The organism is Burkholderia sp. AU16482, assembly GCF_002223285.1.
GTDB classification, from domain to species: domain Bacteria; phylum Pseudomonadota; class Gammaproteobacteria; order Burkholderiales; family Burkholderiaceae; genus Burkholderia; species Burkholderia semiarida.
In genome coordinates this window covers 252,791-274,998 of the sequence record NZ_NKEY01000007.1, presented here as the reverse complement: position 1 = coordinate 274,998, position 22,208 = coordinate 252,791, and the positions used below count along the sequence as shown (strand labels likewise).

Sequence of the window (22,208 nt, the reverse complement as noted above, 5' to 3'; positions counted from 1 at the left end):
CGCCACTGGCCGGCGGCGGCGCGCGGCGGCCGTTGCAGGGCCGACCGACCACAAAGACATGGGAATGGAGACATGAACACTTACGTTGCCGAAAAATCCACGGTCGCGACCACGCTCGCGCTGTGTTTCGCGATCGCCCTTCTCGAAGGGCTCGACCTGCAGTCGGTCGGCGTCGCCGCGCCGCGGATGGCGCGCGAATTCGGATTGAGCGTGTCGCAGATGGGTATCGCGTTCAGCGCGGGCACCTTCGGGCTGCTGCCGGGCGCGATGCTCGGCGGGCGGCTCGCCGACCGGATCGGCCGCAAGCGCGTGCTGATCGCATCGGTCGTGCTGTTCGGACTGCTGTCGATCGCGACCGCGCAGGTCTCGACGTTCGCGATGCTCGTCGTCGTGCGCGTGCTGACCGGCATCGGCCTCGGCGGCGCGATGCCGAACCTGATCGCGCTGTCGTCCGAAGCGGTCGAGCCGCGCTCGCGCAGCAGCGCGGTCGCGACGATGTACTGCGGGATTCCGTTCGGCGGCGTGATCGCATCGCTGATCGGCGTGCTGCTCGCCGGCGACACCGAATGGCGGCACATCTTCTACGTCGGCGGGGTGGGGCCGCTGCTGCTCGTGCCGCTGCTCGTGTGGTGCCTGCCGGAATCGCGCGCGTATCTCGACGTCGCCGGCACGCAGGCCGCGCGCATCAGCGTCGCACGCACGCTGTTCGGCGACGGCCGCACGACGTCGACGGTCGCGCTGTGGGTCAGCTACTTCTGCACGCTGATCGTTCTGTACTTCCTGCTGAACTGGCTGCCGTCGCTGATGGCGTCGCGCGGGCTCGATCGCGCGCACGTCGGCCTCGTGCAGATCGCGTTCAACGTCGGCGCGGGGCTCGGCGCGCTCGGCATCGGCGCGGCGCTCGACCGGATGCGCGCATCGCGCGTGGTCGGCGGCATGTACGTCGGGATCGTGCTGTCGCTCGCCGCGCTCGCGGCCGCGCCCGGCTTCGCGTCGCTCGCGGCGGCCGCGTTCGCCGCCGGGATGTTCGTCGTCGGCGGGCAGTCGGTGCTGTACGCGCTTGCCGCGATGTACTACCCGACCGCGATGCGCGGTACCGGCGTCGGCTCCGCGGTCGCCGTCGGCCGGCTCGGCTCCGTCGTCGGGCCGCTCGCGGCCGCGACGCTGCTGGCCGCTGGCCGCAGCGCGCCCGTCGTGATCGGCGCGAGCATCCCCGTCACGCTGGTCGCCGCCGTCGCCGCGCTGGTGCTGATCCGGCGGCCGCAGGCACACGACTGAATTCCGTTGCATTCAACCCACCAGCGCCGACAGAGCGCGATATCGACACAGGTCTGGAGACATTCATCATGAAGCACACCAAAGCCTTGCTGGCGGCCGGCGCATGCGCGCTGGCCGCGACCGGCGCGCACGCCCAGTCGAGCGTGACGCTGTACGGGATCATCGACACGGGCGTCGAGTTCGTGTCGCACGCGAACGCGGCCGGCGATCACGTGGTGCGGATGCCGGGCGTGACGGGCGAACTGCCGTCGCGCTGGGGGCTGCGCGGCACCGAGGATCTCGGCGGCGGCTACCAGGCGGTGTTCACGCTCGAAAGCGGCTTCAACGTGCGCGGCGGCGATCTCGGGCAGGGCGGCCGGCTGTTCGGGCGGCAGGCGTTCGTCGGGCTGAAGAGCGGCTTCGGCACGCTCGCGTTCGGCCGCCAGTACACGATGACCTATCTCGCGCTGCAGGGTGCGGACATCATCGGCCCCGACATCTACGGGCTCGGCTCGTTCGACGCATACGTGCCGAACGGCCGCGCCGACAACGCGGTGACCTACGTCGGCACGTATCGCGGCGTGACGCTCGGCGCCGCGTATTCGTTCGGCCGCGACGGCGCGGGCACCGGCAATTCGCCGGGGCAGGGCACGTGCGCGGGGCAGGTGCCCGGCGACGCGGTGCAGTGCCGCAACTGGTCGGTGATGCTCAAGTACGACAGCGCGTATTTCGGCGCGGCGGCCTCGTACGAGGAACAGCGCGGCGGCACCGGCGCGGCCGCCAACTTCTTCGACGGCGTGGCGCCCGTCCCGTTCACGAGCAGCGGCGGCAAGGATGCGCGCACGCACGTGAGCGCGTATGCGCAGGCGGCCGGCGCGAAGATCGGCGCGGGCTGGATCGGGCGGCGCGTATCGACCGGTTCGCCGGCCGCGCCCGGCGCGCATTCGGATCTGTTCTTCGTCGGCGCGTCGTATGCGGTGAAGCCCGATTTCATCGTCGACGGCGAAGGCTACCGGATCGTCAACACCGCGCACGACACGCGCGCGACGATGGCCACGCTGCGCGCGACTTATCTGTTCACCAAGCGCACGGCCGTCTACGCGCAGTCGTCGTATCTGTGGAACAGCGCGCACGCGCGCTACGCGGTCAGCGGCGGCGGGCCCGGCACGACGCCCGGCGCGGGGATGGGGCAGCTCGGCGCGATGGTCGGCGTGCGGCACATGTTCTGATTCACCGGCGTGACGAACCGAACGGGAGTTATCTTGAACACGAAATCTGCATTCCTCTGTATTGCGCCGCTGTCCGCCGCCGCGATGCTCGCCGGGTGCGGCGGCGACGATTCGATCGGCGCCGCGCCCACGCACCTGAGCGCCGCGACGCCGGCCGCGATGACGCAAACGTGCGACGCGCTCGTCGCGAAGCTCGCGTATGCGAACACGTCGTTCACGTCGGTGACGACCGCGGCGGCCGGCGCGCTGACGGTGGCCGGCAAGCCGGTCGCCGAGCACTGCGTGATCGCCGGCAAGATGAATCAGCGCGTGAGCGCGGTGGACGGCAACACCTATGCGATCGGCTTCGAGATGCGTCTGCCGAAAGCATGGAACGGCCGCTTCTTCTACCAGGCGAACGGCGGGCTCGACGGCAACGTCGTGACCGCGACCGGCGAGATCGGCGGCGGCGGGCCGCTGACCAATGCGCTGAACCAGGGCTTCGCGGTGATCAGCTCGGATTCCGGGCACAGCGCCGCGCAGAATCCGCTGTTCGGCCTCGATCCGCAGGCGCGGATCGACTACGGCTACGGCGCCGTCGATGCGCTCACGCCGATGGCGAAGCAGGTGATCCGGCTCGCGTACGGCAAGGCGCCCGATCGCAGCTATTTCGGCGGTTGCTCGAACGGCGGCCGCCACGCGATGGTCACGGCGGTGCGCAACCCGGCCGACTACGACGGCATCATCGCGGGCGACCCGGGTTTCCATCTGCCGAAGGCGGCGATCGGCGAGATGTACGGCGCGCAGCAGTTCGCGAAGATCGCGTCGGCGACGGGCTCGAACGGGTTGCCGGATATCCGCAGCGGTTTCAACGATGCGGAGCGCCAGTTCGTCGGCGCGAAGATCCTCGACAAATGCGACGCGCTCGACGGCGCGGCCGACGGGATGGTGCAGGACGTCGCCGCGTGCCAGGCGCACTTCAGCATCGACGCCGATATCCCGACCTGCGCGAACGGCACGCGCACGGGCGCCTGCCTGACGCCCGCGCAGAAAACCGCGCTGGCGAACGTGTTTGCCGGCGCGCGCAACAGCGCGGGCACGGCGCTGTACGCGAGCTTTCCGTACGATCCGGGCGTGGCCGGCAGCGGCTGGGCCGCGTGGAAGCAGTCGAATTCGATCGCGCTCGATCCGGCCGCGATGGCGTTCACGTTCATGACGCCGCCGAAAACCGCCGCGACGCTCGCGAACCTCGCCGGCTTCGCGCTCGGTTTCGACATGGACAACGACGCGCCGGCGATCTTCGCGACGAACGGCACGTACACGCAATCGTCATGGTCGTTCATGACGCCGCCCGACGAGACGAACCTCGCCGCGCTGAAGGCGCGCGGCGCGAAGCTGCTCGTCTATCACGGCACGGGCGACCCGGTGTTTTCGTTCAACGACACGCGCGACTGGTACACGCAGGTCGCGCAGGCGAACGGCGGCGATGCGTCGAGCTTTGCACGCTTCTTTCCGGTGCCGGGGATGAACCACTGCTCGGGCGGGCCGGCGGCCGACCAGTTCGACATGCTGACCCCGCTCGTCGCATGGGTCGAACAAGGGCAGGCGCCGGCGGCGATCGTGGCGACCGCGCGCGACGCGACGAACGCGGTGCCGAACGCGGAAGTGCCCGCATCGTGGGGCGCGGGGCGCACGCGGCCGCTGTGTCCGTATCCGCAGGTTGCGCGCTACAACGGCGCGGGAGACGTGAATTCGGCGGCGAGCTTCAGTTGTCGTTGACGTAGCCGTCGATGGGAAACGGCCGGCGCACGGTGTCGCGCGCCGGCTGTTTCATCGCCGCAGTCACTCGCCGGCATCGACCGGCACGTCGAGCCCGACCTTCACGCGGCTCATGCTCACCAGCGTCTTGAACCGTTTCACGTTGTTGTTCGCGAAGAACAGCTCGCGCGTGAGCGCGTTGTACTGATCCATGTTGCGCACCGCGAGGATCAGCACGAAATCCCATTCCCCCGTCACGTAGTAGCACTGCTGGATCTGCGGGCAGCGCTCGAACGCGCGCTTCATCGCGTCGAGCTGGTCGATCTGCTCGCTCTCGACCTCGACGTTCACGACGATCGTCAGCGGATGATCGACCTTGTCCGGTGCGACGACGGCCGTATAGCGCTCGATCACGCCCGCTTCCGCGAGGCGCCGCAGCCGCCGGTTAACGGCGGCGGTCGACAGGTTGACGCGCGCGCCGAGCTCGGCCTGCGGCGTCTGCGCGTCGCGCTGGACTTCCATCAGCAGCTTGCGATCAAACGCATCGAGAGGGGTCGTCATGATGGCGCGTGAAGCCTCGAAAGAATGAGAAATTTTTGCGTCGACGCCGCTGATTTGGCGATTTTGTTGACCGGCATGCGCAATATTATTTTCCCAACCGACCGCAAGCGCAACTCGCGCCTGCCCGATCCGACCCACCCGACCGCCGCCCGCGCGGTCCCGATCCGGAGCCTTCCGTCATGCTCATCGCCAACCCGCGCGCGTCGCGCACCGCCTACCCGAACGCGCTGCGCCGCGTGATGAACATCGCGTCGGCCGACGAAAGCGGTGCGTGGCTCGCGCACTGGCCGCTCGTCGGCAATGCGCGCACGCCGTTGCGTGCGCTGCCCGATCTCGCCGCGCGGCTCGGCGTCGCGAGCGTCAGCGTGAAGGACGAGTCGTGCCGTTCGCCGCTCGGCAGCTTCAAGGCGCTCGGTGCGCCGATCGCGCTGGTGCGGCTCGTGAAGCGGCTGCGGCGCACGCAGGCGCTCGATCCGCAGGGGCTCGTCACGGGCCGCTACGCGTCCGAGCTGGCCGACCTGACGGTGATCAGCGCGACCGACGGCAATCACGGCCGCGCGCTGGCCGCCGCCGCGCGCGCGATCGGCTGCGGCTGCGTGATCGTGCTGCACGCGAACGTCGACGCCGAGCGCGAACGCGCGATCTCGGCCTACGGCGCGCGGATCGTGCGCATCGCGGGGAACTACGACGAATCGGTCGTTTGCGCGGCGCAGCTCGCGCAGGCGAACGGCTGGTACGTCGTGTCGGATACGTCGTACGACGGCTACGAAGCGATTCCGCGCGACGTGATGCAGGGCTACGGCGTGATCGCAGCCGAAGCCGCCGCGCAGGCGGCGGAGGACGACGGGCGGCCGTTCACGCACGTGTTCCTGCAGGGCGGCGTGGGCGGCCTCGCCGCGGGCGTCGCGAGCTACCTGTGGGAGCGCGACGGCGTGCAGCGGCCGCGCTTCGTCGTCGTCGAGCCGCGCCAGGCCGATTGCCTGTACCAGAGCGCGCTGGCCGGGCGCGCGACGAAGGCGACCGGCAGCGTCGATTCGGTGATGGCGGGGCTCGCGTGCGGCGAGGCATCGCCGCTCGCGTGGGATTTCCTCGAGATGTGCATCGACCATTTCATGCTGATCGACGACGAAGACGCGGTGCAGGCGATGCGCGGCCTCGCGGCCGGCAGCGAACGCGACGTGCCGCTCGTCGCCGGCGAGTCGGGCGCGGCCGGCGTCGCGGGGCTGGCCGTGCTGATGCGCGACCCGGCGCGCGCGCGGCAGGTCGGGCTCGATGCGAGCGCGCGCGTGCTGGCGATCAACACGGAAGGGGCGACCGCGCCGTCCGTGTACCGGCATTGCGTCGGCGAGACGGCCGACGCGGTGCTCGCGCGCCAGCGCGACTGGCTGAGCCGCGCGGCGGTGGCGGCCTGAACGACATGACGACCGACGAGGCGAACGCAATGGACACGATCGACACAATCGACGAAAGCACGCTGCAGGGCCAATTGAAGACGTGGCGCCGCCATCTGCACCAGTATCCCGAGACGGGGTTCGAGGAAGTGAACACGTCGGACTACGTCGCGCGGATCCTGACGACGCTCGGGCTCGACGTGCATCGCGGAATCGGCGGCACGGGGCTCGTCGCGAACCTGACGGCCGGCACGGGCCGGCGCGCGATCGGCATCCGCGCGGACATGGACGCACTGAACATCGCCGAGCACGCGCCGGGCCGCGAACACGTATCGCGCACGCCGGGCAAGATGCATGCGTGCGGTCACGATGGCCACATGTCGATGGTGCTCGGCGCCGCGCGGCTGCTGGCCGAGCGCAAGGATTTCGACGGCACGGTGCGCTTCATTTTCCAGCCGGCGGAAGAGCATGGCCGCGGCGCGAAGGCGATGATGGCCGACGGGCTGTTCGAACGCTTTCCGGTCGACGCGATCTTCGGCGCACACAACATGCCGGGCATGCGCGCGGGCACGTTCTCGACACGTGCGGGCGGCATCATGGCGAGCGAAGACAATTTCGTGATCCGGATCGACGGGCGCGGCACGCATGCGGCGCGGCCGCACATGGGCATCGATCCGATCGTGATCGGCGCGCAGATCGTGCTGGCGCTGCAGACGATCGTGTCGCGCAATCTCGACCCGGGTCAGCAGGCGGTGGTGTCGTGCACGGAATTCATCACCGACGGGCTGCGCAACGTGCTGCCGTCGACCGTGACGATCAAGGGCGACACGCGCAGCTATTCGCGCGACGTGCAGGCGCTGCTGGAGACGCGGATGGCCGAGATCGCCGAAGGGATCTGCCGCACGCACGGCGCGGCCTGCACGTTCGAGTACACGCACGAGTTCGCGCCGACGGTGAACTCGCCGGAATGGGTCGACACGGCCGTGCGGGCCGCCGCGCACGTCGCGGGCGCCGACGCGGTGAACGCCAACGTGCAGCCGATGATGATCTCGGAGGATTTCGGCGCGTTCCTGCAGGCGGTGCCGGGCAACTTCGTGTTCATCGGCAACGGCGAGGCGGCCGGGCAGGGCGGCGTGCCGCTGCACAACGCGGCGTACGATTTCAACGACGAGATTTTGCCGATCGGTGCGCGGTATTTCGCGGAAGTGGCGCGGCGCGCGTTGCGGGCCGCGTAGCGGGGCGGGTGCGGGTCGCTGCGTATTCGGTTCGCTGCGTGCGGCACCCCTTCGTCATCGACGACACCTCGATGCTCGAGCGCACCGGCTTGCCGGCGCGCCGAGAATCCTCCGTCGTCGTATTCGATCAACCGGCCAGTTCACCGAGGCACGCATCGAATTGCGCGACGAGCCGGTCGACATCGTCCGCCGTCGTTTGCGGGCACACGAGCATCATGTTGTGGAACGGCGTGATCAGCACGCCGCGATTGAGTAGGTACAGGTGCACGATGTGCTCGAGTTCGCTGTCGAGCTGCGCGCAGGCCAGCGTGCCGTTGCGCGGCGGCACGGGCGCGAACTGAAACTCGGTGCGCGCGCCGATGCGCGTCACGCACCACGGCAGCCCGTGTTTCGCGATCGCCTGTTCGAGGCCCGTCGCGAGCCGCGTGGCGAGTGCGAACATGTGCGCGTACGCGGCGTCGGTCGCCACTTCGGCGAGCGTCGCGCGCATCGCATGCATCGCGAGCATGTTCGCGGTGAGCGTCGTGCCGATGCCCGAATGGCCGGGCGGCGCGTTCAGCTTCGCCGCTTTCGCGCACTCCGCGAATTCGGCGCTGAACCCGTACACCGCGCACGGCACGCCGCCCGCGATCGGCTTGCCGACCACCAGCATATCCGGTTCGAGACCGTGCGCGACCGCGTAGCCACCCGGGCCGCTGCTGATCGTGTGCGTCTCGTCGATCACGAGCAGCGTGCCGTGGCGGCGCGTCAGTTCGCGCGCAGCCTCCCAGAAGCCCGCGTCGGGCAGCACCATGCCGATGTTCGTCATCGCGGGCTCGGCGAGCACGCACGCGACGTCGCCGTCCTTCAGCGCCGCCTCGAGCGCGGCCAGATCGTTGAATTCGACGACGCGCGTGTTCGCGAGCAGATCGTACGACTGCCCGAGCAGGCTGTCGCGCTGCACGGGGCGACCGTCGACGAGATCGACGAACACGTCGTCGACCGTGCCGTGATAGCAGCCGTTGAACACGACGATCGTGTTTCGGCCGGTCGCCGCGCGCGCCCAGCGCAGCACGAAGCGGTTTGCGTCGCTCGCGCTCAACGCGAATTGCCACACCGGCAGCTTGAAGCGGCGCGCGAGTTCGCGCGACACCCACGCGGCGTCCTCGCTCGGCAGCATCGTCGTGTAGCCGCGCGTGGCCTGCTCGACGAGCGCGCGGGCGACGGGTTCGGGCGCATGGCCGAACATCGCGCCCGTATCGCCGAGGCAGAAATCGACGTAGCGATGGCCGTCGGCGTCGGTGAACGTCGCGCCGCGCGCTTCCTTCACGTATAGCGAGAACGGGGTCGACCAGTCCTGCATCCAGTGCAACGGCACGCCGAACAGCAGATGCTCGGACGCTTCCGCGGACAGCGCGCGGGAAACCGGCATGGCTTCGATGAACGCGCGGCGCTCGCGATCGAACAGCGCGCGGGCGCGGATGAGGTCGACTCCGTGGCGGGTAGGCAAAGGCAGCTCCTGGGCGGTGGGGATGGGAAACGATAGCGCGGGCGGTGGGGGGCTGAACAGAGGCGGAATTACCGAGGCGGGTGGGCGACGGGCGCGACGCGGCCCGCGCGGTAGCGCGATTTTCGGGCGATTTCCATTTGATTTTGAGATAGCACTGGTGAACGGAAACGGATACGGGTTGTGAAGGTTTGCATGGATTTTTATCCGCCTGCGCCCGACCTATCGTTGTTGCAGGCCGAGTGCGGCATCGACGCCATTCAGGCGTGGGGCCCGGCGACGCGGCCTCGGCGCGGTCGGGATCGGCACCGGCCGGCCCGTTCGATTGCACGGACGGGTGGTGCATTGAATTCCGCGACAATCTTGCCGGCTAATTTCGAGATAAAGGAATTCCGGATTTTTTCCGTAATGGTGGGAGTTGGGTGCGTGAAGTGAGCCGTTTTTCGACGATCGGATTTTAACCATCAGGATGCGAAACCACACCATGAAGACCTCCAGACATCTCGTCGCACTCGCCGTGAGCATTGCATTGATCGAGGTCGCCCATGCGGGCCAGACGTCGCCGCAAGCGGTCGTCAAGACAATCCGCCTGACCGCGCACATCGGCGACATCCTGTTCGTTTCGCAGCCGGACGATGCCGCATACGGCCTGGTCGAATTGAACGACACGGACGGCAAGCAGCAGACGTTCGCCGCGGCGCTGCCGATCCGCGTACGCACGACGAATCCCGATATCAACGTCACGTTGTTGCAGCCGCTGCGGTTCTCGAACGGTCGCGACGACATGGCCCATGCGAAGGTCGTGCTGACGGGCAAGGCGAGCAGCGCGGAAATCGCGCCCGGTGCCGCCCACGCGCTCGTGGCGACGACGCGGGGGCGCGACGGCTTTGACGGCTATGACGAAACCCGCATGCTGAAGGTCAGCGCGCAAGCGCCGGCCGCGAGCGTGGCGCCGCCGGCCCGCGGAAGTTATCGCGGCGATCTGATGCTGGTGTTCGAGCCGGCTGCGTCGGCGGGACGCGAGCCGGCGACGGCGCCGACTGCGGTAGCTGGCGAGTAGGAAAATCGCCTCGGAGCACATCGTCGGCCGCGCGATCCATTTGAAGTTGTTGCGCATAAACATACGACAACATATCTCTAAAGGCTGGTTAGGCGAGGTGAGTGTGCGCACACATACTGCACACAATGTCAGAGAAAACAGGGTAAACGACAAATACGTGTCTTCCATCGATCGCGTCTAGACTGCGCAATGTAGTACGACGACGTATAAATCATGATCCGCCGCCCGGCGCATCGATACCCTTACCCTGAAGGAGTGCCCATGGCCGCCCCTCGCCGCCGTTCGTCTTCGCCCGTCCGATCATCCGCCCCGAAACGGGTATCGCGCCGCGCCTTCATCGGCTGGACCGGCGCACTCGCCAGCGGCGCGATGTTCGGTGGGCCGTTGACGGCCACCCGGGCGCTGGCGGCGGGCACGACGCCCCATGCGTCGGCGGTCGATCTCGTATGGGGCGAGCACGGCGCGGCGGCGCGCATCGCCGCGTCGCTCGCGCACGTGTCGCGGCTCGCGCGGCACGGTCGCGACTTCGACGTGACGCACTACGGCGCGCGCCCGTGCGCGACGGTCGCGCAGACGTCGCCGTGGCCGGTCGCGAAATCGCCCGTCAGCCCCGGTTCCGAACTGACGACCGCGCCCGGCGCATTCGATTCGCGCCCGGCGTTTCTCGCGGCGATCGACGCGTGCCGGCGCGAAGGCGGCGGCCGGGTCGTCGTGCCGGCGGGCACCTGGTATTGCGCGGGGCCGATCGTGCTGCAGAGCAACGTCACGTTCCACCTGAGCGCGAATTGCACGATCTATTTCAGCCCGAACCCGGCCGACTACGCGAAGGACGGCCTTGTCGATTGCGGCGCGAACGGCCGGCTGTATTACAGCCGCTGGCAGGCGAACGATTGCCTGAACTACGGCGCGCCCGTCTACGCACGCAACGCGACGAACATCGCGCTGACCGGCGAAGGTCCGACGTCGGTGCTCAACGGGCAGGCAATGACGCCGTTCTCCGGCAGCGGCGCGAACAGCGTCTGCTGGTGGACCTACAAGGGTACGTCCGGCGCATACGGCGCGAGCGCGGCGGTGCCGGCCCAGAACGGCGCGAACCCGAACAACGTCGACCTGCGGATCGTCGCGCCCGCGATTCCCGACGCGCTCTATGCGATGCTGACGTCGCCCGTCACGCCGTGGCAGCAGGACCAGAACTACCTGCCCGCGCTGTCCGAGGCCGGCGTGCCGGTGGAGAAGCGGATTTTCGGACTGGGCCACTACCTGCGGCCGTGCATGGTCGAATTCATCGGCTGCACGAACGTGCTGATGGCGAACTACCAGACGCAGAACACGCCGTTCTGGCAGCATCATCCGACCGCGAGCCGCAACGTCGTGATCCGCGGCGTGACGACCAACAGCATCGGCCCGAACAACGACGGCTTCGATCCGGATGCATGCACCGACGTGCTCTGCGAGGACTGCACGTTCAACACCGGCGACGACTGCATCGCGATCAAGTCGGGCAAGGACCGCGACACCGAATACGGGCCCGCGAAGCGGCACCTGATCCGCAACTGCACGATGAACAGCGGGCACGGCGGGATCACGCTCGGCAGCGAGATGGGCGGCGGCGTCGAGCAGATCTATGCGACCAACCTGTCAATGCTGAACGCAAACTGGCAGACCAATCCGCTGAACATCGCGATTCGCGTGAAGACCAACATGAACCGCGGCGGCTACGTGAAGGATTTCCACGTGAAGGGCGTCGCGCTGCCGAACGGCGTGACGCTGAAGGGCGGCGGCTACGGCAGTGCGCTACTCGCCGGCAGTCCGATCAACGCGAGCGTGCCGCTCGGCGTGGTCACGCCGTCGGCCGGCAACCCGTCGGCCGCGCAGGGCGGCATCGTCACGTTCGACTGCGACTACCAGCCGGCGAACGACGCGGTGCGCACGCGGCCGCCGGTCGTACAGAACGTGACGATCGCCGACGTGAGGGCGAGCAACGTGACGCTGAACGGCGTGACCGCATCGTGCTTCCAGGCGATCGTCGCGCAGGGGCCAGTCGCGTTCGACTACAACGGTACGCCGCCGGCGCCGGCCGTGCAGCCGATTTCCGGCGTGACGATCAGCAACTGCGACTTCGGCACGCCGGTGGCGTCAGGCACGCCGACGGTCACGTCGCCGGGGCCGATCTACGCGTTCAACGTGAGCGCCATGGCGCTGACGAACGTGACGATCGCCGGGCAAGTCGTCGACACGACGATCACCGACAAGCGGTGAGAAAGGCAACACGCCGCGGCGTTCGCGTGCAACCGGCCGGTGCCCGCACGCGAACGCCATCAGGTTACGCCAGCGTCTTGATCATGTAGTGCTCGTCGTAGAAGCGTCCATCGACGAACATCGAGCGCGGCTCCGTGCCGAACCGTACGAACCCCTGCGACGCATACAGTCGCTCCGCGGTACGGTTGACCTCGTTCACGCACAGCATCAACTGGCTGCATCCCCACGCCTGAGCCGCATGCGCGGTCGCGCTGTCGAGCAGCGCGTGCGCGATGCGTTGCCCGCGATACGCGGCGTCGACGTACACGCCCCAGATCGTCGCCTTGTGCGCGATCTTCGTGCGCGCGTCGCGGCGTACGCCGGTGATGCCGACGAGCGTGTCGCCGTCGAACGCGCCGAACACGGCCTGAACCTGCGTCGGCGTGAGGCGCTTTGCGAATTCGTCGACCGGCACCTGCGATTCTTCGTCGAGCGTCGGCAGGAAGGACGTGGGCGCGGTGTCGACCGCACGCAGGCGGACGGTCTGGAACTGCGCCGCGTCGGCGGCGTCAAGCAGGCGGATCGTGATCGTCATCGGGGTGTTCCGGTCGAGGGCGTGCATGCCGGCGCACCGCTGCCGCGGTCGCGGGATGCATCGTGCTTATCCTAATAGGAATCCGGATGCCGCGTGGCGATGTGCGGTGCGTCGCGCGCGTGGCGCGCACGATCGTGAACGGACAAGACAGTGATGGCGGTACGTCGTACCGCCATCAAGGAGGGCGCGCGTCAAGCGCATGCGCCGTCGCGCCGGTCTGGCGCACGACGTCAAACAAACGACGTGCGCGCGATCGGCTCACGCGCCCGCCGGCGGCATCAATAGCGCGACAGCTGATTGCCGTTGATCTGCACGCGGTCGCCCGGACGCAGGTTGCCCGGCGACTGCACGTCGAACGAGCGCATCGAGCCGTCGCTGACCCGCACGTCGATCCGGTAGCTGCTCGGGCCTTGCGCGGCGCCCATCTGCTGGCCGATCTGGTTGCCGGCCACCGCCCCGCCGAGCGCGCCGATCACGGTTGCCGCATCGCGGCCGTGACCGCGGCCGAACTGGTTGCCCACGAGGCCGCCGACCAGCGCACCGACGACGGTGCCGGCCACGCCCGACGGGCCGACCGAGCTGCTGACCGGCTGGATGTTCGACACGGTGCCGTACTGCGTGCCGTACGGGTTCGCGTATTGCTGTTGCTGATTGCCGTACTGGTCGTAAGGCTGCGATCCGTACTGCGACGGGTTGCCGTATTGATCGTACGGTTGCGGCGCCTGATTCGGATACGCCGGTTGCTGCTGCACGTAACCCGGTTGCGAATACGCGGGCTGCGCATAGCCGGGCGTCGCGTATTGCTGCTGCGGATAGCCGGGCTGCGCGCCGTAGTAGCCCGGCGCGACACAGGCGGTGAGCGGAAGCGCCGCCACGGCGACGAGCGAGGCGAACAGAACGGTCTTCGTGGAAGGCATGCGCATCATGATGTTTCCTGCATCGGCAACGTGTCCGCCGATGGATTCCCGTCATGGGTGGCGAACTCGGCGTGAGTATAAGGAATGGGCGGATGCGCGTCCGGTGCGGCCGGGTAACAACGTGTAAAGTCTGTTGCCGCGTAAATCGCCGGCTGGGCGGCGCGTCGAAGCCCCCGCGCGCAACGGCGCGACGCGGCTTCCCGGCACCCGTGGGTGGGCGATGCGGCCCATGCGCGGCCGCCGACATTCCAGCCGTTTCCACGGCCGGCGTAACCTGTCCCGCGCCCGGCCCGGTGGCCCTGCGCGCCGCGCATCGGGAAATCGAATGCGCGGCATCGCGACATTTAATTGGCCTCGCGCAGCGGCGTCCGATATCGTGGCCGGATTCCCTGCCAACGGTCGCGCCGCGCCGGCCGCGGTTCCTCCGCCTGTCCGCGCCGGTGTCGCGCCGCGACCGCTCCACCTATCAAGCCATGACCGAACGACTCTTCCTCAACGCCGTCGACGCCGGCGGCCAGCCCGTCAACTTCGTCGTCCGTGACGGCCGCTTCGCCGCGATCGGCGCCGATTGCGCCGCCGCGCCCGGCGCGCAGACGATCGACCTCGACGGCCGCGTCGTGCTGCCCGGTTTCGTCGACGGCCATATCCATCTTGACAAGAGCTTCGTCGGCGATCGCTGGGTGCCGCACGAACCGGTCGGCTCGCTGCGCGAGCGGCTCGCGGTCGAGAAGCGCCAGCTCGCGGCCGCGCCGCCGATCGTCGAGCGTGCGAACGCGCTGATCGCGCAGGCCGCCGCGTTCGGCACGATCGCGATGCGCAGCCACGTCGACGTCGATGCGACGACCGGCCTGTCGAACCTGCACGCCGTGATGGCCGCGCGCGAACGATGGCGCGGCATCGTCGACATCGAACTGGTCGCGTTTCCGCAGGCCGGCGTGATCACGTGCCCGGGCACTGCCGAGATACTCGACGCAGCCGTGCGCGAAGGCGCGGACGTGGTCGGCGGGATCGACCCGACGACGCTCGACGGCGACGCGGACGGCCAGCTCGACATCGTGTTCGGCATCGCCGAGAAGCGCGGCGCGAAGATCGACATCCATCTGCACGAGCCGGGCGAAACGGGCATCGCGCAACTGCTGCGGATCGCGGCGCGCACGCGCGCGGCCGGGCTCGGCGGGCGCGTGAACGTGAGCCATGCGTACGCGCTCGGCCAGGTGAGCGACGACGACGTGCAGCGCGCCGCCGCGGCACTGGCCGAAGCCGGCGTGTCGATCCTGACGAATGCGCCGGGCGACTGCGCGTTCCCGCCGGTGCGACGGCTGCGCGACGCGGGCGTGCATGTGTTCGCGGGCAACGACAACATCCGCGACGCGTGGTGGCCGTACGGCAACGGCGACATGCTGCAGCGCGCGATGATGGTCGGCTACCGGTCGGGTTTCTACACCGACGAAGCGCTCGGCATCGCGCTCGACATGGCGACGCACGCCGGCGCTCGCGTGATCGGAAAGGAGAACTACGGAATCGCGGTCGGCTGCGACGCGAGCTTCGTCGCGGTGCGCGCGCCGAATGCGGCGGCGGCCGTCGCGGGCGTGCCGGCCGAACGCTGGGTATTCCGCCGCGGCGAAAGCGATACGGGCGCACCGCTCACGCCGTCGCTGCGCTTCGCGCATTGACCCGCCCGACCGGCGGCGCGGCACGCGCCGTGTCCGCCTTGCACCGACCGACCCGACCGGAGCCGACATGACGAACCTGCTGATCCGCAATGTGCGCACGCGCGCCGACGCCGCGGTCGATATCCTGATCGAAGGCGATCGTATCGCGCGCGTCGGTCCGTCGCTCGACGCGCCCGCCGGCTGCGCGATCGAGGACGGCGCGCTCGCGTTGGCGCTGCCCGGCCTCGTCGAAGGCCACACGCACCTCGACAAGACCCACTGGGGGATGCCGTGGTATCGCAACCACGTCGGGCCGCGCCTCGTCGATCGCATCGAGAACGAGCGCCACTATCGCGCGACGAGCGGCCACGACGCGGGCGCCGCCTCGCTGGCGCTGGCGCGCGCGTTTCTCGCGGCCGGCACGACGCGCATCCGCACGCACGTCGACGTCGATACCGAAGCCGGGCTGCGCCATCTGCACGGCGTGCTCGCGACGCGCGAGACGCTGCGCGGGCAGGTCGAGATCCAGATCGTCGCGTTTCCGCAATCGGGCGTGCTCCAGCGGCCGGGCACCGATGCGCTGCTGTCCGACGCGCTCGACGCCGGCGCGGACGTGCTCGGCGGGCTCGATCCGTGCGCGATCGAAGGCGATCCGGTGGAGGCGGTGGACGTGCTGTTCGCGATCGCCGCGCGCCACGGCCGCGGGCTCGATATCCATCTGCACGAGCGCGGCTCGATGGGCGCGTACTCGCTCGACCTGATCCTGCAGCGCACGGCCGCGCACGGGATGCACGGGAAGGTCGCGATCAGCCATGGCTTTTGCCTTGGCGATATCGCCGAACGCGAGCGCGATGCGCTGCTCGCGCGGATGGCGGCGCTCGGCGTCGCGATCGTCACGACCGCGCCGGCGGCGGTGCCGGTGCCGCCGGTGGCCGCGTGCCGTGCGGCGGGCGTGACCGTGATCGGCGGCAACGACGGCGTGCGCGATACGTGGACGCCGTACGGTTCGCCCGACATGCTCGAACGCGCGATGCTGATCGGCATGCGCAACGATTTCCGCCGCGACGATGCGCTCGAAGTCGCGCTGGACTGCGTGACGCACGGCGCGGCACGCGGCTGCGGCTTCGCGGATTACGGGCTTCAGCCGGGCAATCGCGCGGACGTCGTGCTCGTCGATGCACTGACGTTCGCCGAGGCCGTCGTCGCGCGGCCGGTGCGGCGCCTCGTCGTATCGTCCGGGAAGATCGTCGCGCGCGACGGCGCGCTGGTCTGAGCGCCGCGTCGCGCCGGTATGATCGGGTTTTCGGCCGGATTTCGGGAGACCACGATGCGACGCACGACCGCGGCACGGGCCGCACGATGGATGGCGGCGGCCCTGTTCGCCGCGAGCGCCGCGCATGCGGTGGCGGCCGGCCCGGCCGACGCGCAGCAGGAAGCCAACCGGCGCGCGGTGCTCGCGTTCTACGAAAAAGGGCTGAACGAGAAGGACGCGGACGCCGCGCTCGCGTACGTCGGCGATCGCTACGTGCAGCACAATCCGAACGCGGCCGACGGCCGCGACGGTTTCCGCAAGTTCGTCGCCTTTCTGCGCGACACATATCCGCAGTCGCACAGCGAGATCAAGCGCGCGTTCGTCGACGGCGACTACGTGATCCTGCACGTGCACGCGGTGCGCGAACCCGGCACGCGCGGCAGCGCGATCATCGACATCTTCCGGCTCGAACACGGCAAGATCGTTGAACACTGGGACGTCAACCAGCCGGTGCCCGAGCAGGCGGCGAACGGCAACACGATGTTCTGACGCGATCCGCGTTGCCCAGGGTCTGTTTACATACGGAACGCACATGCGTTGCCACGAGAACGGCCGCTCGCGAGGCGTGCGACGCCGCGAATACTGGACGTATTCGCAAGGAGCACAACGCGGCGAGCGGCCATTCTCGTGGCCACCCCAAATTCAAAAATCATTCCAGGGGAATGCCCGAAATCGCCCGCATGGCGGCGTCGCGCGTCACTTGTTTGGCTCGGCCAAACGGCGCTCCTTCCTCCTTGCCTGCGCCCCCGCAAGGAAGTCCCCTTGGGGGACGAGCGATTTCGCGCATTCGCATGTGCGTTCCGTATGTAAACAGACCCTAGCGTCCTTCGAGTTCCAGCATCTTCGCGAGCGTCTTCGTCAGCGCGCCGACCATCGGGTCGGCCGTCGGCCGGTGCAGGATCGCGATGTCCATGTGCTCGATCGGCGCGAAGCCCTGCTTCGCGGTCAGCACCACATGCTCGTCCGTCACGACGCGCGCGGGCAGCACGCTGATGCCGAGCCCGTCGGCGACGGCCGCCTGGATGCCGCTCAGGCTCGACGTCGTGAAGCTGATCCGCCAGCGGCGGCCGCGCTCCTCGATCGCCTTGATCATGTCGTCGCGATAGAGCCCGCGCGGCGGGAACACGACGAGCGGCACCGGGTCGAGATCGATCGACGGATGCTTCGCGCTGTCGATCCAGCGCAGCTTCTCCGGCCAGCGCACGACGGCTTCGCGGCTGTCGCGCCGCTGCTTGATCAGCACGAGATCGAGTTCGCCGCGATCGTACGCGGCGCTGATGTCGCGGCTCAGCCCGCACGTCACTTCGAGCTTGACCTGCGGATGCTCGCGCTTGAACGCCGCGAGCGCGTGCGTCGTGCGGCCCGCCGCGAAATCGTCGGGCACGCCGAGCCGGATCGTCAGCGCGACCGTCGCGCCCGACAGCGCTTCGAGCATCTCGTCGTTCAGCGCGAGCATGCGCCGCGCGTAGCTGAGCACCGTCACGCCCGCGTCGGTCGGCCGCACGTCGCGCGTGCCGCGGTCGAGCAGGCGGTGGCCGGCGATCTCCTCGAGCCGGCGCACCTTCTGGCTGACCGTCGACTGCGTCGAATGCAGCCGTGCGGACGCCGTCGTGAAACTGCCGCAATCGGCGACCATCACGAGCGCGCGCAGCAGATCGATGTCGAACAGGGGTCTATTCATTTCTGCACTTATATGGATAAGAGCATTTCATTTCCAAATGTGTGCGACGATTTTTAACATGACCGGACGGCGCGGGCAATCGCGGTTTCGCCCGACTTGGGCGCGGTATTTCGCGGCGTTCTCGGGGCGCTCGACCCATCGTATCGGCCGCGCGTCGACGAGCGCCGGCACGTCGGGAGGGAACCGGATGTTTTTCAAACGGATCGCCGATCATCGGCTCGTTTGCATCGACCGCGCTGCTGGAGGCAAGCATGGCCGGCGACGGCAGCGAGCGGTACGTGCGGATCGTGCAGTTGCGCGTCGATGCGCATGCGAACGTCGATCTTGCCGATTCGAACGGCGTGACGCCGCTGCGGCGTGGGCGGCAAAGCGGGTATCGGGAGGTCGAGCGGGTGTTGGCGGCGGCGGGGGCGCGTCAGGTTTAGCGGCGGCGCGATTTTGGTTCGGGCGTGCCACCGGGGAGTTTTCGCAGGAATGCATCGGCGAGTTCAATGCAATAGTCGAACGACGGCGCGTAGCCGAGTGTCCGAATGTCGTCGAAGCGCGGTCGTACGAAGGCGCGATGCTCGTTGAGCAGACGCAGAAACGTGTCGCGATGCCGAACGAGGAACGCACCGGCTTCGATCAGGCTTCCCGGCTCCCGCTCGATGACCAGGCACAGATCGAACAGGTCCCGCGCAGTCGGACGATCACCGCGGTGCCACATTTTCTTGGCGATGATTTCCGCCGAAGTCTCGACCTTGACGACGCGATCCATCAGCGTCCATTCGTCGTAACCGGGAGACGTCAGATTCCGGGAGACCACGAAGTCGATTTCGCCATCGGGAAGCATCAGCTTCACGAACCCGGCGTGTTCCTCATAATTCGGCGTGATGTCGGACGCGGCATCGCTGATGCGGGGATTCACGTACCCGAGATACTGGGGATCGGGTACGAAGATGTCGACGTCTTTGCTGACGCGATGGCCGTGACGCAGCATGAGGACGGTGCCTCCGCCAAATGTCCAGAACGGATTCGACGTGCCATGCTTTCGTATCTCGTCGATCAGTGTCAGTGCGTGGCGAAAAAGACCTTGCCACGGGCCGTCGGGCAACGTGGATGGTGCGGTCATGCCCACACCTCCCGATACAGATGAAGCTCCTTCGACCAGGCGGCAAGATTTTTCCAGATGGTCCGAAGCGGGGTGCCCGAGCGCTCGGCGGCTTCCTCTGCCGCCTTCACCACGACAGGGAGTGGCACCTCGTCGAGGATGACGGAGAACTGTGATTCGTATCCCTTCGGAATCCGTCCCGTGGTCAACGCCTCAGCCAGAAGGCGTTCGGTCAGTTCGCCCTTGTAGCTGACGTTTGCGCTCACGACGGCTTTGTAAAGCCCGTTTTGAGCCTGTCGCGGAAGTACCAGGAGTTCAATGCCGAGCACACTGAGCAACGGGATGAGCTTGTTGATACCGAGATCCTTGACCTTGCCGGCTTCGAGTTGGTTGATGGTAAGGCGAGACAACCCTGCGAGCTTGGCAAGTTGCGCCTGAGTGAGGTCGAGTTGGGCCCGCCGTTTTGCGACGGCCTGTCCGATTTCATAGAGTTGCATGGCGACCTCCCGACGACGGCTGGGTGCTCTTCAATGTAAGCTATATCTTACATCTCGAGCGTGATGTCGGTGCTGAAAAATTCCTTGGCGGTATAGGGCGTGTTGCCGACCGGTTCGATGGAACATCGGGGAAATGCGTCGCCGTGGTTGACGGTATAGACCGCCGCGTCTCGCTGACACCTCGAAAACACGCCTTGCGACAGACGTTTGTCACACGCGGTAAATAACCGAAAATTCCGCAGAAAGGCCTTCAGCGGAGGATTTTCCCGTCTTCTCAGTCCGCATCTTCCATCCGCCGCGCTCCCCATTTCCCCGCTTGCGCTCGAAAATTGAGCAGTCTAGACTGCATCGCAGTTTCATCGAAGTCCCTGTCTTTCGCGCCCAGCGCCGGCATCCCGTCGCAGCGCCTCCACCGGACGCCGGCGTCGCCCGCCGCGTCGAGACTTTCAAGGACACGCCATGACCCGCACCGCAACGCTCCTCGTTACCGCGCCGGCGTTCGCGCCGCTCGTGTCGACACCTACGGCGCAAGGCAACTGACTTCGGCACCGTGACCCCGCCACTCATTCGACCGACAGGCACACCATGACGAGTATCCCGGATCGCGTCGCGCAAGCCGTGACGCCCGAACTGATCGCCGCGTTCCGCGAGGAAGGCGCGGTCTGCATCAAAGGCATCTTTTCCCCCGACGAAGTGGCCGCGCTGCGGGCCGGCATCGACGCGAACCTCGCGCAGCCGAGCGAACGCGCGAAAGTCGCGAGCCGGCCCGACGATCCGGGCTGGTTCTTCGAGGATTTCTGCAACTGGCAGCACAACGACGCGTATCGCCACTTCATCGCGCGCTCGCCGGCCCCGTCTGTCGCCGCCGCGCTGATGGGCACGGACACCGTGCGGCTGCATCACGACCACCTGCTCGTGAAGGAGCCCGGCACGCGGCAGCGCACGCCGTGGCATCAGGATCAGCCGTACTACAACATCGAAGGCGACGACAACGTCAGCATGTGGATTCCGGTCGACCCGGTGCCGCTCGAATCGACGCTGGAATTCGTCGCCGGCTCGCACCGCGGCCCGTGGCTGATGCCGCGCACGTTCATGGACAAGGAGGCGAAGTGGTTCCCGGAAGGCAGCCTTGCCGACCTGCCCGACATCGAAGCCGATCGCGCGGCCTTTCCGATCCGCCGCTGGGCGCTCGAACCCGGCGACATGGTGTGCTTCCGGATGCTCACGCTGCATGCGTCGGGCGGCACGCAGAACCGCCGGCGCGCGTTTTCACTGCGCTTCGTCGGCGACGACATCCGTCACGCGCCGCGCCGCTGGAAAACCTCGCCCGATTTCCCGGGGCTCGCGGCGCAACTGGCCGATGGCGCGCCGCTCGATCACCCGTTGTTTCCGGTCGTGTGGTCGCGCGACGCGGGGCAGGTGGGTGCGATCGGAGCAGTGTAGATAACGAACGCGGCGGCCGTTTCGTGACGAAACGGCCGCCGTGCGTCTGGGGCGTGCGACAAGCGATCAGGTCGGGTGGCGCCCCGCGCCCAGCTTGAAGCGCGACCCGAGCCGGTAGCGGTTGCCCGGATGCAGGAAGTGCACGAACGTGACGGGCAGCCCGTCCGTCCACGTGCGGCGCGTGAGCGTGAGGCACGGCTCGTCGGCGCGCATGTCGAGCAGCCGCGCCTGTTCGCCGGTCGGCAGCGATGCGTCGACGACGTGCTCGATTTCCAGTTCGTCGTGCGACACGTTGTTGTACAGATACTCGGACGGCGGCTCGGTCTGGAAATCCTGATCGATGAAGCCGGGCGCGGCGGCCGGGTTCACGTAGCGGTCCTCGAGCTGGATCGGGCGGCCGTTTTCCTCGTGCACGCACACCACGTGAAAGACCGGCGTGTTGACCGGCAGGCCGAACGCGGCCGCGACGTCGAACGACGCGGGCTCGCGCGACTGGCTGAGCACGCGGCAGCGGTACTCGTGGCCGCGCGCGCGAATCTCGTCGCGGATATGCGCGATCATCAGCAGGTTCGACTGCGGCTTCACCTCGGCGACGAAGGTGCCGACGCCCGCGATGCGCTTGAGCACGCCTTCCTCGGTCAGCTCGCGCAGCGCGCGGTTGACCGTCATGCGCGCGACGCCGAACTGCGCGGCGAGATCGAGCTCGGACGGAATGCGGTCGCCGGGGCGCCAGTCCCCGGACTCGACGTTCTGGCGAACGAGCGTCTTGATCTGCTGGAACGGTGCGGTGGCCTTGGTGACCATCGGAAGATCCTTGCGCGAAGAAG

20 protein-coding genes are annotated in these 22,208 nt (G+C 68.1%); 12 read left to right on the top strand and 8 right to left on the bottom strand.

Going from position 1 to position 22,208, the window contains the following annotated elements:
- Positions 1–72: 72 nt before the first annotated feature.
- The 3 genes from mhpT to CFB35_RS28220 all read left to right on the top strand — a co-directional run bounded on the left by mhpT (position 73) and on the right by CFB35_RS28220 (position 4,244).
- Positions 73–1,278, top strand: a complete 1,206-nt coding sequence (gene mhpT, locus CFB35_RS28230) for a 3-(3-hydroxy-phenyl)propionate transporter MhpT (RefSeq protein WP_060011188.1) — start codon at positions 73–75, stop codon at positions 1,276–1,278.
- Positions 1,279–1,346: 68 nt separating this feature from the next.
- Complete coding sequence (locus CFB35_RS28225) at positions 1,347–2,486, top strand: porin (RefSeq protein ID WP_059581605.1); 1,140 nt, start codon at positions 1,347–1,349, stop codon at positions 2,484–2,486.
- A gap of 33 nt (positions 2,487–2,519) precedes the next feature.
- On the top strand, positions 2,520–4,244 hold the full coding sequence (locus CFB35_RS28220; RefSeq protein ID WP_081066393.1) for a tannase/feruloyl esterase family alpha/beta hydrolase: 1,725 nt from the start codon (positions 2,520–2,522) through the stop codon (positions 4,242–4,244).
- Between the two features lie 63 nt (positions 4,245–4,307).
- On the opposite strand, the gene CFB35_RS28215 is transcribed toward CFB35_RS28220, so the two are convergent.
- A complete protein-coding gene (locus tag CFB35_RS28215; RefSeq protein WP_059581607.1) occupies positions 4,308–4,784 on the bottom strand; it encodes an Lrp/AsnC family transcriptional regulator in 477 nt (158 codons plus the stop codon).
- Between the two features lie 179 nt (positions 4,785–4,963).
- Here CFB35_RS28215 and CFB35_RS28210 point away from each other — a divergent pair, with 179 nt between their 5' ends.
- Positions 4,964–6,196 carry a diaminopropionate ammonia-lyase gene (locus CFB35_RS28210; protein ID WP_059581610.1) on the top strand — a complete coding sequence of 411 codons (1,233 nt, stop codon included), beginning with the start codon at positions 4,964–4,966 and terminating at the stop codon, positions 6,194–6,196.
- Between the two features lie 29 nt (positions 6,197–6,225).
- Positions 6,226–7,410: a M20 aminoacylase family protein gene (locus CFB35_RS28205; RefSeq protein WP_059582177.1), complete on the top strand. Its 1,185-nt coding sequence runs from the start codon at positions 6,226–6,228 to the stop codon at positions 7,408–7,410.
- A gap of 127 nt (positions 7,411–7,537) precedes the next feature.
- On the opposite strand, the gene CFB35_RS28200 is transcribed toward CFB35_RS28205, so the two are convergent.
- Complete coding sequence (locus CFB35_RS28200; protein ID WP_089465871.1) at positions 7,538–8,899, bottom strand: aspartate aminotransferase family protein; 1,362 nt, start codon at positions 8,897–8,899, stop codon at positions 7,538–7,540.
- Between the two features lie 481 nt (positions 8,900–9,380).
- Here CFB35_RS28200 and CFB35_RS28195 point away from each other — a divergent pair, with 481 nt between their 5' ends.
- Entirely contained in the window at positions 9,381–9,956 is a 576-nt protein-coding gene (locus CFB35_RS28195) for a CS1 type fimbrial major subunit (protein WP_059581614.1), read from the top strand.
- A gap of 261 nt (positions 9,957–10,217) precedes the next feature.
- Positions 10,218–12,215, top strand: coding sequence for a glycoside hydrolase family 28 protein (locus CFB35_RS28190; RefSeq protein WP_059581617.1), 1,998 nt, complete (start codon positions 10,218–10,220; stop codon positions 12,213–12,215).
- A gap of 64 nt (positions 12,216–12,279) precedes the next feature.
- On the opposite strand, the gene CFB35_RS28185 is transcribed toward CFB35_RS28190, so the two are convergent.
- Positions 12,280–12,789: a GNAT family N-acetyltransferase gene (locus CFB35_RS28185; RefSeq protein ID WP_059582180.1), complete on the bottom strand. Its 510-nt coding sequence runs from the start codon at positions 12,787–12,789 to the stop codon at positions 12,280–12,282.
- A gap of 278 nt (positions 12,790–13,067) precedes the next feature.
- Positions 13,068–13,715, bottom strand: coding sequence for a glycine zipper 2TM domain-containing protein (locus CFB35_RS28180; RefSeq protein ID WP_059581620.1), 648 nt, complete (start codon positions 13,713–13,715; stop codon positions 13,068–13,070).
- A 464-nt stretch (positions 13,716–14,179) separates the two neighbouring features.
- On the opposite strand from CFB35_RS28180, the gene CFB35_RS28175 reads away from it, so the two are divergent.
- The 3 genes from CFB35_RS28175 (at position 14,180) to CFB35_RS28165 (ending at position 17,159) form a co-directional block, all read left to right on the top strand.
- Positions 14,180–15,379 (top strand): amidohydrolase family protein, encoded by a 1,200-nt coding sequence (locus CFB35_RS28175; protein WP_059581622.1) that lies wholly within the window; start codon positions 14,180–14,182, stop codon positions 15,377–15,379.
- Positions 15,380–15,446: 67 nt separating this feature from the next.
- Positions 15,447–16,631 carry an amidohydrolase family protein gene (locus CFB35_RS28170; protein WP_089465870.1) on the top strand — a complete coding sequence of 395 codons (1,185 nt, stop codon included), beginning with the start codon at positions 15,447–15,449 and terminating at the stop codon, positions 16,629–16,631.
- Between the two features lie 54 nt (positions 16,632–16,685).
- Positions 16,686–17,159: a nuclear transport factor 2 family protein gene (locus CFB35_RS28165; RefSeq protein ID WP_059581627.1), complete on the top strand. Its 474-nt coding sequence runs from the start codon at positions 16,686–16,688 to the stop codon at positions 17,157–17,159.
- Between the two features lie 328 nt (positions 17,160–17,487).
- Here the strand turns inward: CFB35_RS28165 and CFB35_RS28160 are convergent, their stop codons facing one another.
- Positions 17,488–18,351 (bottom strand): LysR family transcriptional regulator, encoded by an 864-nt coding sequence (locus tag CFB35_RS28160; RefSeq protein WP_059581630.1) that lies wholly within the window; start codon positions 18,349–18,351, stop codon positions 17,488–17,490.
- Positions 18,352–18,602: 251 nt separating this feature from the next.
- Between CFB35_RS28160 and CFB35_RS28155 the strand changes: the two genes are divergently transcribed.
- The gene (locus CFB35_RS28155; protein WP_226093803.1) at positions 18,603–18,776 is read left to right on the top strand and encodes a hypothetical protein; all 174 of its coding nucleotides are present in this window, start codon (positions 18,603–18,605) and stop codon (positions 18,774–18,776) included.
- Here CFB35_RS28155 and CFB35_RS28150 read toward each other — a convergent pair.
- Positions 18,773–19,462, bottom strand: coding sequence for a nucleotidyl transferase AbiEii/AbiGii toxin family protein (locus CFB35_RS28150; protein ID WP_089465869.1), 690 nt, complete (start codon positions 19,460–19,462; stop codon positions 18,773–18,775). The genes CFB35_RS28155 and CFB35_RS28150 overlap by 4 nt on opposite strands.
- The gene (locus CFB35_RS28145; protein WP_089465868.1) at positions 19,459–19,938 is read right to left on the bottom strand and encodes a helix-turn-helix domain-containing protein; all 480 of its coding nucleotides are present in this window, start codon (positions 19,936–19,938) and stop codon (positions 19,459–19,461) included. Before CFB35_RS28145 ends, CFB35_RS28150 begins: the two co-directional genes overlap by 4 nt.
- Before the next feature lie 585 nt (positions 19,939–20,523).
- On the opposite strand from CFB35_RS28145, the gene CFB35_RS28140 reads away from it, so the two are divergent.
- Complete coding sequence (locus CFB35_RS28140) at positions 20,524–21,381, top strand: phytanoyl-CoA dioxygenase family protein (RefSeq protein ID WP_059581640.1); 858 nt, start codon at positions 20,524–20,526, stop codon at positions 21,379–21,381.
- 66 nt (positions 21,382–21,447) lie between these two features.
- Here CFB35_RS28140 and hutC read toward each other — a convergent pair whose 3' ends face one another.
- On the bottom strand, positions 21,448–22,185 hold the full coding sequence (hutC, locus tag CFB35_RS28135; RefSeq protein WP_089465867.1) for a histidine utilization repressor: 738 nt from the start codon (positions 22,183–22,185) through the stop codon (positions 21,448–21,450).
- Positions 22,186–22,208 lie beyond the last annotated feature (23 nt).